Annotated in this window: 17 protein-coding genes; all 17 read right to left on the bottom strand. The window is 44.4% G+C overall.

All coding sequences use genetic code 11. The features are described from left to right. Positions 1-348 precede the first annotated feature (348 nt). The 17 genes from KOE27_RS07755 to KOE27_RS07835 all read right to left on the bottom strand — a co-directional run bounded on the left by KOE27_RS07755 (position 349) and on the right by KOE27_RS07835 (position 16,860). Positions 349-762, bottom strand: a complete 414-nt coding sequence (locus KOE27_RS07755) for a VanZ family protein (RefSeq protein ID WP_215238234.1) — start codon at positions 760-762, stop codon at positions 349-351. A gap of 5 nt (positions 763-767) precedes the next feature. Continuing rightward, positions 768-1,634, bottom strand: coding sequence for a glucose-1-phosphate thymidylyltransferase RfbA (rfbA, locus tag KOE27_RS07760; protein WP_215238235.1), 867 nt, complete (start codon positions 1,632-1,634; stop codon positions 768-770). A gap of 66 nt (positions 1,635-1,700) precedes the next feature. Then, a complete protein-coding gene (gene rfbB / locus KOE27_RS07765; RefSeq protein ID WP_215238236.1) occupies positions 1,701-2,756 on the bottom strand; it encodes a dTDP-glucose 4,6-dehydratase in 1,056 nt (351 codons plus the stop codon). Positions 2,757-2,789: 33 nt separating this feature from the next. After that, positions 2,790-3,338 (bottom strand): dTDP-4-dehydrorhamnose 3,5-epimerase, encoded by a 549-nt coding sequence (gene rfbC, locus KOE27_RS07770; RefSeq protein ID WP_215238237.1) that lies wholly within the window; start codon positions 3,336-3,338, stop codon positions 2,790-2,792. Further along, positions 3,335-4,435 carry a DUF1972 domain-containing protein gene (locus KOE27_RS07775; protein WP_215238238.1) on the bottom strand — a complete coding sequence of 367 codons (1,101 nt, stop codon included), beginning with the start codon at positions 4,433-4,435 and terminating at the stop codon, positions 3,335-3,337. Before KOE27_RS07775 ends, rfbC begins: the two co-directional genes overlap by 4 nt. An 84-nt stretch (positions 4,436-4,519) precedes the next feature. Further along, entirely contained in the window at positions 4,520-5,614 is a 1,095-nt protein-coding gene (locus KOE27_RS07780) for a glycoside hydrolase family 99-like domain-containing protein (RefSeq protein WP_215238239.1), read from the bottom strand. Further along, positions 5,601-6,740, bottom strand: a complete 1,140-nt coding sequence (locus tag KOE27_RS07785; protein WP_215238240.1) for a glycosyltransferase family 4 protein — start codon at positions 6,738-6,740, stop codon at positions 5,601-5,603. The genes KOE27_RS07780 and KOE27_RS07785 overlap by 14 nt, the downstream gene beginning before the upstream one ends. 10 nt (positions 6,741-6,750) lie before the next feature. After that, the gene (locus KOE27_RS07790) at positions 6,751-7,482 is read right to left on the bottom strand and encodes an SGNH/GDSL hydrolase family protein (RefSeq protein ID WP_215238241.1); all 732 of its coding nucleotides are present in this window, start codon (positions 7,480-7,482) and stop codon (positions 6,751-6,753) included. After that, complete coding sequence (locus KOE27_RS07795; RefSeq protein WP_215238242.1) at positions 7,479-8,174, bottom strand: acyltransferase; 696 nt, start codon at positions 8,172-8,174, stop codon at positions 7,479-7,481. The genes KOE27_RS07790 and KOE27_RS07795 overlap by 4 nt, the downstream gene beginning before the upstream one ends. A gap of 58 nt (positions 8,175-8,232) precedes the next feature. Then, positions 8,233-9,000, bottom strand: a complete 768-nt coding sequence (locus KOE27_RS07800) for a glycosyltransferase family 2 protein (protein WP_215238243.1) — start codon at positions 8,998-9,000, stop codon at positions 8,233-8,235. A 62-nt stretch (positions 9,001-9,062) separates the two neighbouring features. After that, positions 9,063-10,400: an O-antigen ligase family protein gene (locus tag KOE27_RS07805; protein ID WP_215238244.1), complete on the bottom strand. Its 1,338-nt coding sequence runs from the start codon at positions 10,398-10,400 to the stop codon at positions 9,063-9,065. Positions 10,401-10,403: 3 nt separating this feature from the next. Then, on the bottom strand, positions 10,404-10,925 hold the full coding sequence (locus tag KOE27_RS07810; RefSeq protein ID WP_215238245.1) for an acyltransferase: 522 nt from the start codon (positions 10,923-10,925) through the stop codon (positions 10,404-10,406). A 12-nt stretch (positions 10,926-10,937) separates the two neighbouring features. Then, on the bottom strand, positions 10,938-12,257 hold the full coding sequence (locus KOE27_RS07815; RefSeq protein ID WP_215238246.1) for a flippase: 1,320 nt from the start codon (positions 12,255-12,257) through the stop codon (positions 10,938-10,940). 18 nt (positions 12,258-12,275) lie between these two features. Further along, a complete protein-coding gene (gmd, locus tag KOE27_RS07820; RefSeq protein WP_215238247.1) occupies positions 12,276-13,418 on the bottom strand; it encodes a GDP-mannose 4,6-dehydratase in 1,143 nt (380 codons plus the stop codon). Positions 13,419-13,466: 48 nt separating this feature from the next. Further along, the gene (gene fcl / locus KOE27_RS07825; protein ID WP_304488612.1) at positions 13,467-14,408 is read right to left on the bottom strand and encodes a GDP-L-fucose synthase; all 942 of its coding nucleotides are present in this window, start codon (positions 14,406-14,408) and stop codon (positions 13,467-13,469) included. A 63-nt stretch (positions 14,409-14,471) separates the two neighbouring features. Next, positions 14,472-15,473 carry a mannose-1-phosphate guanylyltransferase gene (locus KOE27_RS07830; RefSeq protein WP_215238248.1) on the bottom strand — a complete coding sequence of 334 codons (1,002 nt, stop codon included), beginning with the start codon at positions 15,471-15,473 and terminating at the stop codon, positions 14,472-14,474. Between the two features lie 61 nt (positions 15,474-15,534). Next, positions 15,535-16,860, bottom strand: coding sequence for a UDP-glucose dehydrogenase family protein (locus tag KOE27_RS07835; RefSeq protein WP_215238249.1), 1,326 nt, complete (start codon positions 16,858-16,860; stop codon positions 15,535-15,537). Between the last annotated feature and the right edge of the window lie 150 nt (positions 16,861-17,010).

Raw genomic sequence — 17,010 nt, forward strand, 5'->3', positions numbered from 1 at the left:
ATCGGAAAGTTTAAGCTGTTTTTACAATTATGTTGTAGAATATTGTAGTATGTTTTCTTGATTTTTTTCTACAAGCGAAGTTGCGGATTTTAGGGCTCAATAGGGCCTTCGTACGTCCCTGAGGGCAATATTGATTTGGAAGGCCGCGGAGTTGAAAAATTTCGTTAAACAGCCATTTTTTTTGAGTAGAGTTCTTAAAATATTAATATTTTAAGAAGAGGTTTAACCCTGGCCTTATGGGGAATGTGGGGCGAAACAAGCAGGCTGGGGAATTTTTCCCCAAGTTGTTTCAGAGCTATCATTTGGAAATAAACTTGTGAGCAAATCGGGTGTCATGTGGGGGATGATCTATTGCTTAGGAGCTGTTATTATGGAGAAGATTCGCTTCCAGAGCATACTCAGCACAATACCGGCTGCACCTCCCGCCGCTCCCCATACAATATCCATCAGGTCAAAATGACGATGGGACAGGAAAAGCTGGCCCACTTCTGCTATGGTTACGGCAAATGTGAGGAGCAATAAATAAAAAAAGCGGAATGAAGGAGGCGTTATTCCCTTAGGGCGGGGGAGGAATTCGGTAAGCAGCCCAAGAAATACGAAGGGTACCCCGGTGCGTAACCTTCCATGAACGTTGGTCCATTTCGCCAGTACGGATGGGAAATACCAGCTTTCATGGAAGTCGGGGCTGGGCAGCCAGCTGAGGTAAAAAACGATCAGAATGCCGATTGCTGCGCATATACCAGAGAACAGTTTGACGGACATGTTTTTTACAAGGCTGGAATAAGGCTCAGTAAGTACTTCCCGTAACCACTTTTTACAAGAGGCGCTGCCAAAGTGGCCAGTTGATTTTCATCAATAAAGCCCATTCGGAATGCCACTTCTTCAATACATCCTATTTTAAGTCCCTGGCGCTCCTCAATCACCTGCACAAACTGACCCGCCTGCATGAGGGACTCAAATGTTCCGGTATCGAGCCAGGCGGTGCCACGGTCCAGCACGCCAACTTTCAATTTCCCAAGTTCAAGGTACTTCTTGTTGACGTCGGTTATTTCAATTTCTCCGCGAGGAGACGGTTTGACGTTTCTTGCTATTTCCACTACATCGTTATCGTAAAAATAAAGCCCTGGGACTGCGTAGTTGGACTTGGGCTGTACCGGTTTTTCTTCGATGGATAGGGCGTTGAAGTCAGGATCAAACTCTACTACCCCGTAGCGTTCGGGATCATGAACCTGATAGGCGTAAATCACCCCGCCGTCGGGATCGTTGTTGGCCTGCAGGAGTTTGGAAAGACCAGATCCATAGAAGATATTGTCGCCCAATACGAGGGCGACTTTGTCAGTACCAATGAAATCGGCTCCGATGATGAAAGCCTGCGCAAGTCCGTCAGGTGTGGGTTGGACTGCATAACTGAATTTGCATCCCATGCTGCTGCCATCTCCCAAAAGCTTTTGAAAATGGGGAAGGTCATGGGGCGTAGAGATGACCAAAATTTCGCTGATACCCGACAACATCAAAATGGAAAGGGGGTAATAGATCATCGGCTTGTCGTAAACCGGCATTAATTGTTTGCTAACCGCTAACGTCAGGGGATGCAGGCGTGTACCTGACCCGCCAGCCAATATGATACCTTTCATTTTTTTAGAAATTAAATCGTTGATTAAGTGATGATTAAATAGTTGGCGAACAGGGCGGCTCTGACACTACCGGCCTGTATACATACCCTCATAATAATGCTGGTAGGCGCCGGAAGTAACATGGTTCAGCCATTGCTCGTTGGCAAGGTACCAGTCCACCGTTTTTTTCAGGCCTTCGGCAAACTGGAGTGAAGGCGTCCAGCCCAGTTCATTTTTTAGTTTGGAGGCATCAATGGCATAACGCAGGTCATGCCCGGCGCGGTCGGTTACGTAATGAATCAGTTTTTCAGAAGAGCCCGGTTCCCTGCCAAGTTTTACGTCCATGGTACGGCAGAGGAGGAGTACCAGGTCAATATTTTTCCATTCGTTGTGGCCGCCGATGTTATAGGTTTCTCCAACTTTGCCCTGATGAAAAATAACGTCGATGGCCCTAGCGTGATCTTCCACGTATAACCAGTCACGGATATTTTCGCCTTTTCCATAAACAGGCAATGATTTTTCATGGATGATATTGTGTATCATCAGCGGGATCAGCTTTTCGGGGAAATGGTTGGGGCCATAGTTATTGGAGCAATTGGATATCACCACCGGCAGTTTGTAGGTATTATGGTAAGCCCTTACGAAATGATCCGATGAAGCTTTGGAAGCACTGTATGGCGACCGGGGGTCGTATTTGGTGGTTTCCAGAAAAAACTCGCCGGGGTCATGCAGTTCGCCGTAAACTTCGTCGGTTGAAACGTGGTAAAACAAATGCTCCTGCATGGTATCTTTCCATGATTTTTTCGCGGCATTGAGCAAATTTACGGTACCGATCACATTCGTCATCACAAAAGCCATCGGGTCCGAAATGGAACGGTCAACATGTGATTCCGCAGCCAGGTGAATTACTCCATAAAAGTTGTTTTCCTCAAAAAGCTGGTCAATAAATCCGGCATCGGTAATATCTCCTTTTACGAAGGTATAGTTTGTCTCATTTTCAATATCGCGCAGGTTTTCAAGATTGCCTGCGTAGGTGAGCGCATCCAAGTTAAATAGCTGGTAATCCGGATATTGTTTTACCAAACGGCGTACCACGTGCGAACCAATGAAACCGGCTCCGCCCGTTATCAGTATTTTTTTCATTTTAGCTGAGTTAAATCGAAAGGTATGAGCAGGTCACTGATGCAGGCTTTCTTTGAATAAATCCTGGAATAAAGGTAGTAACTGGTCCTTTTCAGAAACAATCGGGTTGGTGACGTTCCAGGGTATGGCCAGGTAAGGATCATCCCAGCGCAAGCCTCCCTCAGCCGCCTTGTTATACTGGCCGGTACATTTATAATGAAAAATGCTGTCTTCCAAGGCAGCAAAGCCATGAGCGAAACCTTCGGGAATAAATACCATGTTACCGCTTTCCCCGTCGAGCTCAAAAAGTTCGTATTGGCCGAAAGTAGGAGACTGTGGCCTCAGGTCCAGTGCTAGGTCCAGCACACGGCCTTTGATCACCCGCACAAGCTTTCCCTGCTCATAAGGTGCCGACTGAAAATGAAGGCCGCGGATTACCCCTTTTTTCGAAAAGGACTGGTTGTCCTGTACGAAATGATTGGTGAGGCCCTGTTTGCGCCATACCTCTGCATTAAAAGACTCGAAAAAATGCCCGCGCTCATCTGTAAAGATAGCGGGTCGGATGAGCAATACATCCCGTAGGGAGGTTTCGTGAAATGTCATGATTTCGTTGAGTAAATATGCTTAAAATGATTTTCGTACTGGTCAATGATATTATTCCATTCGTAGATATTCTTGATCTTGTCCAGATTGTTACTCACATAAGGAAGATACATTTTCTTTTCCGCAGTATCTATTACTTTTTTGACTTCGTCGCTGTTGGAAAAGTACAGCGCATCACCTTCCAGTATGGTCGAATTGAATTCATTTTTATGGGCACAAATCAGAGTCTGGGATGCCATGGCTTCCAGCAAGGAAGGATTGGTACCTCCCACGGAGTGCCCATGAAAATAGAGATTGGAATAGTACCGCAGATTATTGAGTGCGTTGATATCATAAATTCCACCAACAAAGCGGATATTCCCGAAGGCTTTGTATTTGTCCTTAAGGTATTCTCCGTAATGCGTGGCGTGTTTGCCAACCACCAGAAACGGTAACTTTGTTGCCGCTTTGGAAACCCCTTCCAGAATGGTATCCACATTGTTTTCGGGTTCCAGACGGGCAATGAGCATGTTAAAACCAGAGGCTGTCAGCTCATACTGCGCCAGCATTTCAGGGTCCGGACTTTCAAAAGGAAAAGCACCATAGGGGATATACGTGGAAGATATATTATATTCTTTCGATAAATAATCCTGAATGCCCAGTGAGTCGGAGATCCAGTAATCGCTGAAAACGGTTCCCAGGTACTCCGCTTTTTTGAGGAACGCTCTTACGGGTTTCGAATATTTGGTACGTTTCCATTCCAGCCCATCCATATTGGTAGTAATAATACAGTTTTTGCGCGGCAGCAGCCAACCCCAAACGGTGCTGCTGGTATACCCAAGCTGCAAAATGATGTCATAAGCCTGTGTACGGCAGTGCCTGATACAGTTAAGGTCGTAAATAAACTGCCCTGCGGTACCCCACTTATCTTCCGGGTCGTGACAATGAACCAGCTTTACACCATTCCATTCCGGCTGCTGATAGGGGTGGGAATGCGAGTTGTAAACCGTAATTTCGTGCCCCCGCTCCACCAGCCCCTTGGCCAGGTATTCTGCAAATTGCTCGAAACCTCCGTAGTGATTCGGTATCCCTCGCGTGCCTATAATTGCAATTTTCATTGAGTAAAATGTTCAGCCTCCTATCCCGATCGGGATATATCCGGAGTGTGCTATTGAAATCTCTTAACTTCTTTTCAAATGTATTTAGGGACCTGTGGCAGACGGAATTTGAAACAGCATGGCCTTTTTGACGCCCTGGACCACGTCATCTCCTGTTTTGCAAGGTGTTAAATAGGCACCTTCGCCATACTCATTCCATGCATATAGTACAGCAATATTTCCTGGTACAATTTCGGAACGGTTGCGTGCCATCCATTCCCGGCAGGCCGACACCGCCTGGTTGACCGATTGATTTGAAAATCCGGAAAACCGGGGAGACCGTACATCAGACGCCTCCCAGGGGCGCTTATCCCAGTTCACCGTAATGGCTGGTATAAAGGGCTTATCACTTGCACGGGTCAGTGCATTCCAGATGCGCTCCTCGTTGATACGCATACTGTCAATAGGCACAACTTCATTGGAGGTATACTGGTAGCCATAAGTATGATAGTTATAGCCTGTAATGATATCATATCCTGACTTATTGGCCCACTCCAGCGAGACCGTTTCATTGACAATGGCAGCGATGGATACGCCCTGTAAACCCTCTTTTACCGCTTTACTTTTAAAAGTCTCAAACGCCTCTTTCACTTTTCCACTTGTGCCAAACGTCCGGATGAGAGACATCATATCATAAAATGTAATGAGGGGTTTGTCATATACTTTTAAGTAGGTATCGTCCTTGAACAACGAAATCCAGTAGTTACACAGGTCGTTCCACTCTTCCGCTTTGATGGCATATCCTTCGTGGTTGGCAACCATTATGGTGTAACCCAGTTTGTTTTTATTCCGTGCCTGCCTGTACAAATTCAAAGCATTGTTTTTGGGATCATTGGCAACGTCTTTTCCGCCGCTGAGCGGGTTGTAATACCAGCAAAAATCAAAAAAATCAATTCCGGAACCTTTGGCTACGTCGATTTGCTTTTCCATGATTTCGGGTGTGCTGGTCAGCCAGCCCCAAACGGGTTCCCGTTCGGGAAAATTGTTTTTTAATTTATCCGTAAGATGGTAGGTCTTGCCTGTCCATCCGTCGAAATAATAAGCTCCCAGTTTCATTTCCTGCTGTGCATTAGCAGCAAATGATACGGAAAGCATGAAAACGAATCCGATCAGACTGATACCGGGCTTAAATGGTCTCATTGGGCTCAGAGTTTAAAATGTTATCTACAAAAAATGCATGGCCTAGTTGCTTATGCATTTTATCTACTGAAAATTTATTCAAAAATAACGCTCTTGAGACAATTCCATGCGAAAGCAGCAAATCTCTGTTAATTAAATACTTAAGCAGGTATTCATTAAACGAGTCTGCGTTGCCCGGTTCGAATAAAAAGCCATTTTCCCCATGCACGATAATTTCAGGAAGTCCTCCGTGATTGGCCGCTAAAACCGGTTTTCCAACACTCATTGCTTCAATGGCTATTCTGCCAAAAGGTTCTGGTTTGGTAGAGGGTACGATCACCAGGTCGGCATTTTTATATTCTTCCGAAGGGTCAGGGGCAAACTCAATAAACTCGATTTTGCTGTCCAGCTTTAAACCATTGGTTAATGCCCTGAGCTGTACAAGCAGCTCTTCATTCCCGGCGGCAGTACTTCCCACGATGCGCAGCCTGAAGTTCTCCCCGGCAAGTTTGGAAAGCGTTCTGATGACGAAGTCTTGTCCTTTCCAGGTATTGATTCTTCCGATCAGGAGAATTTTCAAGGGATTTGTCATGTCCGGTGTTTCAGAATTATTGCTGGTTTCGGAGTAATCGTAACCTTCAAATGCATTATGAATGACCATGCTGTTTTGAAAGCGGTCAAAACTTTGCTGTGTGGAGTAGGAGTTGAATATGACCAGGGAGTTTGAGCGGGCAATCAAAACAGACAAGATTTTTCCAAGCCATTTTGCCGGAATTTCCCTGATGTGTATCATTTTTTTTAGTTTCAGAAAGGGGGCGAGTACGTAAAAATCAAGAATGACCGAAGTATTCACGTACAGTATATCATACTTTTTGATGAGCTCCAGCTTCTTTCTGAAGGCCAGCAGCGGAAAGATTATCTTCCCCCACTGGAACTTCTTCAGGTAAGTTTTACTAAGTAAGGACATCTCAACAAAAATAACCTCCACTTCCAGGCTCTCCAGTATTTCCGAAAGGGGGCCGCTCCTTGGCAAAACCACTGTTATTTGAGAAAACTGACCTGATCCTTTCAAAAATTCAACCACCTGTAGAAAACTACGATCAGATCCGTAAAGATCAGCACTTTGATGCAAACAGATAATTCTCATTTCAGGTGTATTAAATTAAAAACAGATACTGAATTTTGGCCCATATTCTTTCACTGATTTCCTTCATCCCCTGGTCCGACGGATGCATCCCTACACCAGCGTTTGCAAAATTATTGATTGCCGTATTCACCTGCCGGTTTTGATAGAGGCCGTCAAGACTTACATAGTCCCATTTGTTTTTTACACATAGCTCCTCGAAAATGCGGTTAATGTTCGCATTGGGCCAGAAACTACCCACCAGGCAGACGCGCGGACTGGAATTTTGCTTCAAATAGCTGATCAGGGATTCAACATGTTTGTCCAGTGATTTTTCAACAGCAAGGCTGTCTGTTATGTTTTCTCCAATCCTCAATATGATCAGATCGGGCTTAAAATCGCGGTAAGTAGTGAAATGAGACGTGTCGGCCTGCCAGAACACTCGCTCAAATGTGGCTGCAATATTGCCTATACTGAACTGCGCGGAAGCGTTGTGGGTTTTGATTTTACCTTCCAGCAGGTGGACATAATCATGGCTTTCCGAGCTCGCGGCCATTCCGTAATTACCCGTCCAGCCGATATCAGGCTTAGAACCGTGAAACGTGATGCTGTTTCCCAAAATCAGTACCTTATTAATTTTAACGGTCTCTTCCGGGATGATGGGCTCCTGTTTGCCTGAACTGCACGCCTGGCACAGCAAAGCGCTGCAAAACATGATGGCCTGCATCAGAATACCCATCGCATATTCACTTGTCCGCTTTCTCATGCCTCAAATCTGTTTTTAATTACCCTTGCCGGAACGCCCCCTATGATGGAGTTGGGAGGCATACTTTTGGTTACCACGGCGCCCGCCGCAACGACAGAATTGGCGCCGATTTCCACACCCGCCAGCACGGTGACTTTGGAGCCAATCCAGCAGTTTTCTCCCACAACAATGGCAGCTCTGGTCGTACCCTGATTTTTAATTAAAACGTCGCTTCTGTCATAATTATGGTTTTCAGGGTGACAGCTGAAATACTGCCCTATGATACAGTTGTCGCCGATGGTTAACCCGCCAGAACCACCAAGACTCGCAAACTGACCAATACCTACATTGTTCCCTATCTTTATGTATTCCCCTAAATTGTTAAATGAAGTGGATATGATAATCTGGCTGTAAGAACCAATCCCTGCTCCCCTGCCAATTTCAAGCTTTCCTCTTCCCAAGCCGCTCAGATACGCCCCACGATCAATTTTAGTCCACTTGCCGATGCTGATATTCTTCATATTGAAAAATCGTACGTTCGGTCCGAGAAAAATTAAACCAGGCTTTTTAAAATAGAATAACAGTTTTAAGGAACGTATCAGGCAAATCAGTTTGTCAAAGAATAGGGCAATCAGGATGCCTGTATCTATGTTTTCATCAAAGACAAATGCAGGATTTTTCTTTTGAATTATTTTTTGCAATAACTTTTTCATCTAACGTTGAGTTATACCAAACATTTATAGTAAATGTCATAAATGAGGGCATATGATTTTATTTTCTAATGTATGCGTTTACCCCAGCCTTTCGCAGGAGCTTTTTGGTACGGAACTTAAAATAAGTAAGATAAGTATAAAAATATGCTGAGAGCGGGGAATACCCTCCGGTAATAATGGCTGCCTTGCAATGTTCAAAAATTCCGACCGGGCTATCACTTATTCCTCCTTCCTGCATAATCACGGTTACCTCGTTCATAAAAGCACTAACCATTTTTTCCTTAGGCCGGATTAAAAACTCAAAGTCTCCCGCACTTTTATAGGATATATCAAAATAACCGTAGGTTTCAAAAAGAGCTTTGGAATGTAATGATCCGGGGTGGGCAATGGTGGTTGTCTTTAAACAATCGGGCCATTGCCAGGGCCAGCCGTGCGTTCTTAAAACTTTTCCGCTGACATCCGTTAATTGCATTCGGGAGGATACAAATTGCAGTTTGTTGTCTTTATTGTGCTCTTTCAGAAAGGCGCTGTATTTGATCAATGCATCCGGCAATAAAATATCATCGGCACCCAAAAACATTATCCAGTTTTTGGTAGCTGCCTTCACACCTTTGTTCCATGCATCGTATATTCCGTTGTCTTTTTCAGTGATCCAATAGGATATATCCGACGCATATTTTTTTATAATATTGATGGTCTGGTCTTTGGAACCACCGTCTATAATAATGATTTCCGTGTCGGGTACCTTTGCTTCCAGTATACTTTTTAATGCCCTATCGAGGACCTTATCGGCATTAAAGGTTGCAATGATGATTGAAAAACTCATGGAGATGATTCTTGTAAAATTGAATAACTAAGATCGTTGGATCCGAGGCTGAGGGCCTTGGGTCAGACTAATTTTAACACTTTTCTTTTCCGTTTTTTTAACATAGGCGATAGATGATTGAAGTGGTTGATACCCAGCCCTAACAGCAGCCACCATAAATAAATGTAAGGCATACCATAAGGATTGATGGAAACAAAACATACCAGCAACGTTGGCAAAGTGACGGAGATAGCAATCTTGGCAAAGGGCCTGAACTCCGCTCCCTTATAATCATACATTTTCCGGAAAATGGCAAAATGAAGCAGGATCAGCAGCAGCAGACCGAGCAGGCCTATTTCATAGGCAATGTTCATAAAGGCAGATTCTGCAAAAAACTCGTAGCTTTTGTAACGGTGATCCGTAGTACCAAGCCCATGCCCGAAAGGTTCGGTTAAATTAATTTCCAGGGCATTATTAAAGTTGTTACTCCGGTCTGCCGCACTTGCTTCTTTTCCGGTAACAGAATTGTACAGAACCTCCCCAACCTGGGGGAAATATTCGAGCAGAAAAAAGCCGGATAACGCAGTTAAAGCACCCACCACAACAAGATAGCGCAGATGTATTTTTATTGCCCCTAACCGCAGGCTGATCAAGGCCCCAAGAAATGCAATAACCCAGCCCGCTCTTGAAAAAGAAAAGAGCAGGCAAACCATTGATAGGATTGCTGTGATCAGCACGAGGTTTCTTTCCCAAAATGAAAACAGAAATTTCTTGGTATTTAAAAATATCCCTAGGAAGAAAACGAATGTAAAGGAGCAAAATACCCCAAAGGTATTAGGCCCTCCCATAATACCAGACATCCTTTCAAATCCCAATATCCGGGCCGAAGTGGTTTTGTATTGCACATAACCGGAATCGTCAATAAAATCAATTCTACCCATCAGCATGGAGATTGGAATGTTGAGGAAAAAGTTTTGTACAAAACCCATGATGCAGTTGATAATGACGGATACTGCAAAAATCAGTGCGGTTTTTTTGGCCACCCTGACATCCAGCGGACAGCAGGATAAAGCTACGAAAAGGATGATGGGAAAAAGGTGATCCCGAAGGGTTGCCAGAGAATCGCTATGGTTATTGCTAAAGAAATAAAATACCAGAATTACCCCGAGAAAAATTTGTAACAGGATTGACAGATTTTTGCTAAATTTTATATGATAGTTTGTATATACCTTAAAACATAAAATAATGATAACCAGCTCCTTCCAGACGGTAAATATGTTTCCTCCTCCTTCATAATAGACAAAACAACTTTTAATAAAGGTGTGAAACGGGAGAAGAAATACTATTAAATAGAGTATATTTTCCTTTTTCGATAAGGAGGAAAATATGATAAGCCCTAAAAGGAATGCAATTTCAATCATGCTCTAAAATCTATATTTGATTACTTTAGCCGGAACTCCAACTGCAATAGCATAGGCTGGAATATCAGACTTTACAACCGATCCAGCTCCTATCACTGCCCCTTTCCCAATTGTAACACCCGGAAAAATTACGGCATGCGATCCTATCCAAACATCATCCTCAATTCTGATGGGTTGGTCAATGGATTTGTCAAACCGCATGGTTTCTGATGCATAATTGTGAGTCAGTGATGTTATAGCCACGTGCGATGCTATGAGAACTCTATCTCCAATGGTTACTCCGGATTTTCCTGCCCAGACATGGACAAAGGAATTAATAACACAGTGTTCGCCAATGGAAAGATTTTTTTTTCCCTGAATATTTACATATTTATCAATGGTAAACCCCCAGCCACATTTTTTAAGCAGCAGCATGTATATCAATCCTCGTAGCTTAATGGGATAAAATATATTTAATGAGTCTATAACTACCGGGGTAAGCCCAAGAAATGCGGCGGGTTTTCGTAAAAACTTTAATCGTACCATATCAAAAATAGGCTAATGATGTGCTCTTAGGGATTTCACGTTGTTGATTATATAGCTGGGGCGGAAATAGGCTAAATTTATAGCCTCTATTCCTCTGTTTTTTAGGGTGACATAGAGGGTTGAAAGATTTATCAATTCGGTAAGAAGCCACGTAAATGCGGTTCCTACATAGCCAAACCGGCTTACCAGAAAAATATTAATGAATATACTTACAATGGCGCCCGTAAAAGTTATTCTGAGAAATAATTTGTCCAGTTTTAGGTTTAACATAAGATGAATACCTAATATCGTTCCTAATCCTACTACCATTGGAATAAATGCTAAAATCTGGCAAACGATAACAGAGTTATCGAATTCTGACCCATATAATATTCGAAGTGCCAATGGCGAGAAGAGCAAAATTCCGACTGTACAGAATGCAGTGAAATATAGCACGATGGGTAAAAGCTGTTGAGCTATATTAATTCCTTTCTGATAATTCTCGGCAAAAGCCTTGCTGATATATGGGAATAGAGCCTGCGCCAATGGAATGGATATAAGCGCCTGGATGATGCCAATCAATTTTTGAGCTGCTGTATAAAATCCTACCTGGGTTGGGTTCTGAAAAATTCCCAGCACTACAACATTTGTGATGGTATATAAATTAATTGTAACCAGAGATAAAAAAAATGTCTTTTCGGACCATAAAAGATCAAGACAGGATTTGAAGGAAGTCTTTTGGAATTTTAGATTGTATTTTTTTATTGACCATATAAAGGAAACAATGGCTATCAGCAACTGAGCAATACTGATGGATAATGGCTGCCAGATGTAGTCATCTTTTTGATCGATCAATATAAAAATGGCAACCGTAAACAGGATTTTGGACAGCAGGTTTAAAAAGGCTACTTTCTGTAAATCCTGCATGGCCTGAAACAACCAGTTTTGGGTAAATAAAGTGGCGAAGCAGGTTATAAAAGTGAATATGGCAACCATCTTTTCCTCTTTTAACTGTGGTAACGTTGCAAGAGATATCATAAACAGAACCACTGAAATTCCGGTCAGAATACAGCGGGAATAAAATACTTCACTAAATGTTTTATTCCGGTTGTCGGCGTTTGACGGATCACCTGCAACTTTTCTGGTGGCGGTAAGATCAAATCCATAACCAATCAGAAGCACGAAATAGGCAATGTAAGCACTCGCAAAATTAATAACGCCAAATTTGTCCGGTCCTATGATTCTGACGACCATAGGAATACTGATCATAGGAAAAACGTAATTAGCAATTTGTACCACAAACAAGCTGGATACATTTTTAATTACGTTTTTTTTCTCCTTAATATCTGTCAAAATTGTTGTTGTTAATTATTATTCGAAATAATTTAAAACACCAAAACCCTCTTTAAGCAGCAGCTGATCCTTTTGGAACAGTCGCAAATCGGAGGTTGCCATATCTTCAATTAAGGTATCCAGTGTATGCTTGGGTTTCCAGCCCAGCTTTTCGTTCGATTTCGTAGGATCCCCGATCAACAGTTCAACCTCTGTGGGGCGATAATATCTTGGGTCAATTTTTAGTACCTGCGTACCTATTTTTAAATGTTCCCCTTCTGCTATGCCCAGTTCAAGCAGCCGTGCGGAGTCCACAGCTGAGATCGTCCCGGTTTCGTTTTCTTCGGTACCGCTGAAGGTAACTTCTACCCCCAGGAAGGCAAAGGTCTTTCTGATAAACTCACGTACCCGTGTAGTGACACCGGTTGCAATAACGAAGTCTTCGGGTTTTTCCTGCTGAAGAATGAGGTACATGGCTTCCACATAGTCTTTGGCATGACCCCAGTCGCGCTGGGCATCTATATTCCCCATGTAAAGGCAATCCTGTAAACCCAGGACAATTTTTGCGGCAGCCCGGGTGATTTTCCGCGTTACAAAGGTTTCACCGCGCAAAGGCGACTCGTGGTTGAAAAGGATACCATTGCAGGCATACATGTTATATGCTTCCCGGTAATTGACCGTGATCCAGTACCCGTATAGTTTGGCTACGGCATAAGGCGAACGGGGGTAAAAGGGCGTGCTTTCGGACTGCGGAACCGCCTGTACAAGACCATATAATTCGGAAGTACTGGCCTGGTAGATTTTTGTTTTTTCGGTAAGTCCCAGTAGACGGACGGCTTCCAGGATGCGCAGCGTTCCGATGCCGTCGGCATTGGCCGTGTACTCAGGCATTTCGAAACTAACCTGAACGTGGCTCATGGCGGCCAGGTTGTATATCTCATCGGGCTGTACTTCCTGAATGATCCTGGTAAGGTTCATGGAGTCGGTCAGGTCACCGTAGTGCAGAATAAACTTTGCATTGTCTACATGCGGATCCTGGTAAAGATGATCGATTCGATCCGTGTTAAACAGCGAACTCCGGCGTTTAATACCGTGAACGGTATATCCTTTGCTTAGTAATAGTTCACTGAGATAGGCACCGTCTTGTCCGGTTACACCTGTAATTAATGCTACTTTATTCATCTTTATATCGCTGAGTGATGGTGAAACTGTTATTATGAATGGATCAATTTAAACCGCATATTCTTCCTGGTTTTGAAGGAAGTCCTGGTAGGCCAGCGCTACACCCCTTGTTAAATCCGTTGTATGTTTCCATCCCAGATTGTGCAGTTTGGAGACGTCCATCAGCTTGCGGGGTGTACCGTCAGGTTTGGAAGTATCCCACCGGATCTCTCCTTCATAGCCGGTGATTTGAGCCACCAGCTGTGTAAGTTCTTTAATGGAAAGGTCTTCGCCGGTACCTATGTTGACCAACTCTTTACCATTGTAGTGATCCATCAGATAAAGACAGGCATCAGCCAGGTCGTCGGCAAATAAAAACTCACGCTTGGGAGAACCCGTGCCCCAGGCTTCCACATAGGGCTTGTTTTGTTCTTTTGCCTCATGGAATTTACGGATCAGTGCGGGGAGTACATGAGAATTATGCAGGTGATAATTGTCTCCGTAGCCGTACAGATTGGTAGGCATGACACTGATAAAATTAGTGCCATACTGATCGTGATAGGCCTCACAAAGTTTGATACCGGCTATTTTGGCGATGGCGTAAGGCTCATTGGTGTCTTCCAGCAGGCCCGTAAGGAGGTATTCTTCCCGAAGAGGCTGGGGAGCTAGTTTGGGGTAAATGCAGGAGGAGCCAAGAAACATCAGTTTTTTAACGCCGTTTAAATGCGCCTGGTGAATCACGTTGGCTTCTATCATCAGATTTTCATAAATGAAATCGGCACGGTAGGTATTGTTGGCGATGATGCCGCCCACTTTTGCCGCTGCAAGGAAAACGTATTCGGGTTTCTCGCTCGAGAAGAAATCGGCTACGGCCTGCTGGTTACGAAGGTCCAGTTCCGATGAAGAGCGCGTCACAATGTTTTCAAACCCGCGGTCGCGTAAGGCTCTGTGAATGGCAGAACCCACCATACCTCTGTGTCCTGCGATATATATTTTAGATTCCTTTATCATTTTGTTCTGAAATATTGCTGAATGTTCATTTGGAAGCCACTCATGAGCGGTAGTTTTCCGCAATCAGTCCACCAGTTCCGGTTTGTCGCGCTCCAATCTTTCGTATATTTTTTTTACATCCTGGGAGCTGTCTTTTGCCAGCACAAGGATCGCATCATTTGTTTCAACCAGCACCAGATTGCTAACGCCTAAAAACTCTACATGCTTGGTGGAGCCTACCACGCAGTTATTGTTTATAAACCGATGCTGTTCACCGGTTTTCTCCCAGTGCTCCCAGATGGATTCAAAAGAGCCGAGGTCGGACCAGCCAAAATCTGCTTTCACGACTTTTATTTTTCCGGAGCGTTCCATCACTGCATAATCTATGCTTTTGGAAGGAATGAGCAGTGTTTCCTCGGCAGGTAAAAAATCAGCTTTCCGGCAGTTCCAGCAGTGCCGGGAGGTTTGCAGTATAGCCGGTTCAAAAGTATCGAGTTCGGCCAGATAGGTGCCCGCCCGAAAACAAAACATCCCGCTGTTCCAGAGAAAGTTTCCCTGATCTAAAAAGGACTGGGCAGTTGGCTGATCGGGCTTTTCCCTGAAAGAAAGGACTTCATTTCCCTGGTATTCAATATAACCGTATCCCGTTTCCGGCTTGGTGGGAGTGATTCCGAATGTTACCAGATAACCTTCCGTTGCCAGCCGGGTTCCTTCAGATAGGGCGGCTGCGTAGGCTGCTTCATTGGTGATGATATGATCAGACGGCGTCACAACCAATATATTCTCCGGCTGAACGGCCAGTGCGGCGAATGCAATGGCTGCTGCGGTATTCCGGGGAGAAGCTTCAATGATCTCAGTGAATTCGGATATACCGGCACGCATCATATCGGCCTGGGAAAGCAGATAGTTGTCTTTATTTCCTACTACAAGTACTTCATCCACAAGGTGTTTGCTTCGCTCGGCTGTAAGCTGGAAAAGGGATTTGTCTCCGAACATCGGAATATACTGTTTCGGCATCGACTTCCTGGATACAGGCCAGAGACGGCTTCCTACTCCTCCGGATAATATGACGTGTACGATTTTCATGTTAGATAAGCTTACAGAATGATCGGGATTGGTTCCCTCGCAAGTCTCTTTACTGTCTCGTTTATATCACCGGTACCGACGATTGCACCGTTTCCCGACCTATGCTGTAATAAGTGAAACCCTGTTCTTTCATGGTTTCAAGTTCGTACAGATTCCTGCCGTCAAAAACCACCTTTTCCTTTAACAGTTTCGACATCTTTACGAAGTCGGGTGTACGGAACTGGGGCCATTCGGTAAAAATCATCAGCGCATCAGCATCGTCCAATGCAGCGTAAGCAGTATGGCAGTAAGTAATGTTGGGAATTAACTTTTTAACATTATCCATGGCTTCTGGGTCGTACACGGTTATGCTGGCCCCAGCCTCTAACAGCGCCTTTATGTTTTCCAGTGCCGGAGCTTCCCTGATATCATCGGTATAAGGCTTAAAGGCAAGCCCCCATACGGCAATGGTTTTTCCCTTAAGATTGCCACCGAAATACTCCATCACAATGGGAAGCAATTTCTTTTTCTGATCCTCGTTAACCGCCATGACAGACCGCAGCGTACGGAAATCATAGCCATAATCGGAAGAGGTTTTGGCCAGGGCCTGCACGTCTTTCGGGAAACAGCTGCCGCCATAGCCGATTCCTGCAAATAAAAAGCGTTTGCCTATGCGGCTGTCTGTACCAATTCCGCGGCGGATGTCGTCCACATTAGCGCCTACTCTTTCACAAAGATTAGCGATCTCGTTCATGAAGGTTATTTTCAGAGCAAGAAAGGAATTGGCCGCATATTTGGTCATTTCGGCAGAACGTTCGTCCATAAAAATAACCGGATTCCCCTGCCTCACCAATGGTGCGTAGAGTTTTTCCATCACCTTTTTCGCTTTATCGGAAGTAGTTCCTACCACCACACGGTCCGGCTTCATGAAATCATCAACGGCAACCCCCTCTCTCAGGAATTCCGGATTGGATACTACATCAAAATCTACCTTTGCGTGTTGTGCTACCGCCTGACGGACTTTTTCCGCGGTGCCAACCGGTACGGTACTTTTGTCAATAATTACCGCATAATTTTCCAGAATAGGACCCAGGTCATTCGCCACACCCAGGATATACTTAAGGTCTGCGGAGCCATCTTCACCCGGAGGGGTGGGGAGGGCCAGGAAGATCACCTCGGCATCTTTTATCCCTTCCGCTAAATTTGTTGTGAATTTCAGACGGTCTTCGGCAATGTTCCGGTCAAACAGTACATCCAGGCCCGGTTCATAGATCGGGATTTCCCCGTTCTGCAGGCGGGCTACCTTATTGGCATCAATATCAACACAGGTAACCTGGTTACCTGTCTCGGCAAAACAGGTGCCGGTAACGAGGCCTACGTAACCGGTTCCAACAACGGCAATTTTCATAATGACAGACGAGTTTTAGTAACGGACATATTGCTATGCTTTGGTATCATTTGGCACTGGCTCCGGACACGGAGCGTGAATTCAGTTAAATCCCTGGGAGAAACAGATGTTCCCTTCATTAGATTTACTGAAATGGTTTTCATAACGTTC

Origin of the sequence: Dyadobacter sp. CECT 9275 (assembly GCF_907164905.1) — a bacterium.
GTDB lineage: Bacteria > Bacteroidota > Bacteroidia > Cytophagales > Spirosomataceae > Dyadobacter > Dyadobacter helix.

What these genes read in the sequence shown, in the direction of transcription:
- KOE27_RS07755 (WP_215238234.1), bottom strand. Translation starts at nt 762, where the DNA reads ATGTCCGTCAAACTGTTCTCTGGTATATGCGCAGCAATCGGCATTCTG.
- rfbA (WP_215238235.1), bottom strand. Translation starts at nt 1,634, where the DNA reads ATGAAAGGTATCATATTGGCTGGCGGGTCAGGTACACGCCTGCATCCC.
- rfbB (WP_215238236.1), bottom strand. Translation starts at nt 2,756, where the DNA reads ATGAAAAAAATACTGATAACGGGCGGAGCCGGTTTCATTGGTTCGCAC.
- rfbC (WP_215238237.1), bottom strand. Translation starts at nt 3,338, where the DNA reads ATGACATTTCACGAAACCTCCCTACGGGATGTATTGCTCATCCGACCC.
- KOE27_RS07775 (WP_215238238.1), bottom strand. Translation starts at nt 4,435, where the DNA reads ATGAAAATTGCAATTATAGGCACGCGAGGGATACCGAATCACTACGGA.
- KOE27_RS07780 (WP_215238239.1), bottom strand. Translation starts at nt 5,614, where the DNA reads ATGAGACCATTTAAGCCCGGTATCAGTCTGATCGGATTCGTTTTCATG.
- KOE27_RS07785 (WP_215238240.1), bottom strand. Translation starts at nt 6,740, where the DNA reads ATGAGAATTATCTGTTTGCATCAAAGTGCTGATCTTTACGGATCTGAT.
- KOE27_RS07790 (WP_215238241.1), bottom strand. Translation starts at nt 7,482, where the DNA reads ATGAGAAAGCGGACAAGTGAATATGCGATGGGTATTCTGATGCAGGCC.
- KOE27_RS07795 (WP_215238242.1), bottom strand. Translation starts at nt 8,174, where the DNA reads ATGAAAAAGTTATTGCAAAAAATAATTCAAAAGAAAAATCCTGCATTT.
- KOE27_RS07800 (WP_215238243.1), bottom strand. Translation starts at nt 9,000, where the DNA reads ATGAGTTTTTCAATCATCATTGCAACCTTTAATGCCGATAAGGTCCTC.
- KOE27_RS07805 (WP_215238244.1), bottom strand. Translation starts at nt 10,400, where the DNA reads ATGATTGAAATTGCATTCCTTTTAGGGCTTATCATATTTTCCTCCTTA.
- KOE27_RS07810 (WP_215238245.1), bottom strand. Translation starts at nt 10,925, where the DNA reads ATGGTACGATTAAAGTTTTTACGAAAACCCGCCGCATTTCTTGGGCTT.
- gmd (WP_215238247.1), bottom strand. Translation starts at nt 13,418, where the DNA reads ATGAATAAAGTAGCATTAATTACAGGTGTAACCGGACAAGACGGTGCC.
- fcl (WP_304488612.1), bottom strand. Translation starts at nt 14,408, where the DNA reads ATGATAAAGGAATCTAAAATATATATCGCAGGACACAGAGGTATGGTG.
- KOE27_RS07830 (WP_215238248.1), bottom strand. Translation starts at nt 15,473, where the DNA reads ATGAAAATCGTACACGTCATATTATCCGGAGGAGTAGGAAGCCGTCTC.
- KOE27_RS07835 (WP_215238249.1), bottom strand. Translation starts at nt 16,860, where the DNA reads ATGAAAATTGCCGTTGTTGGAACCGGTTACGTAGGCCTCGTTACCGGC.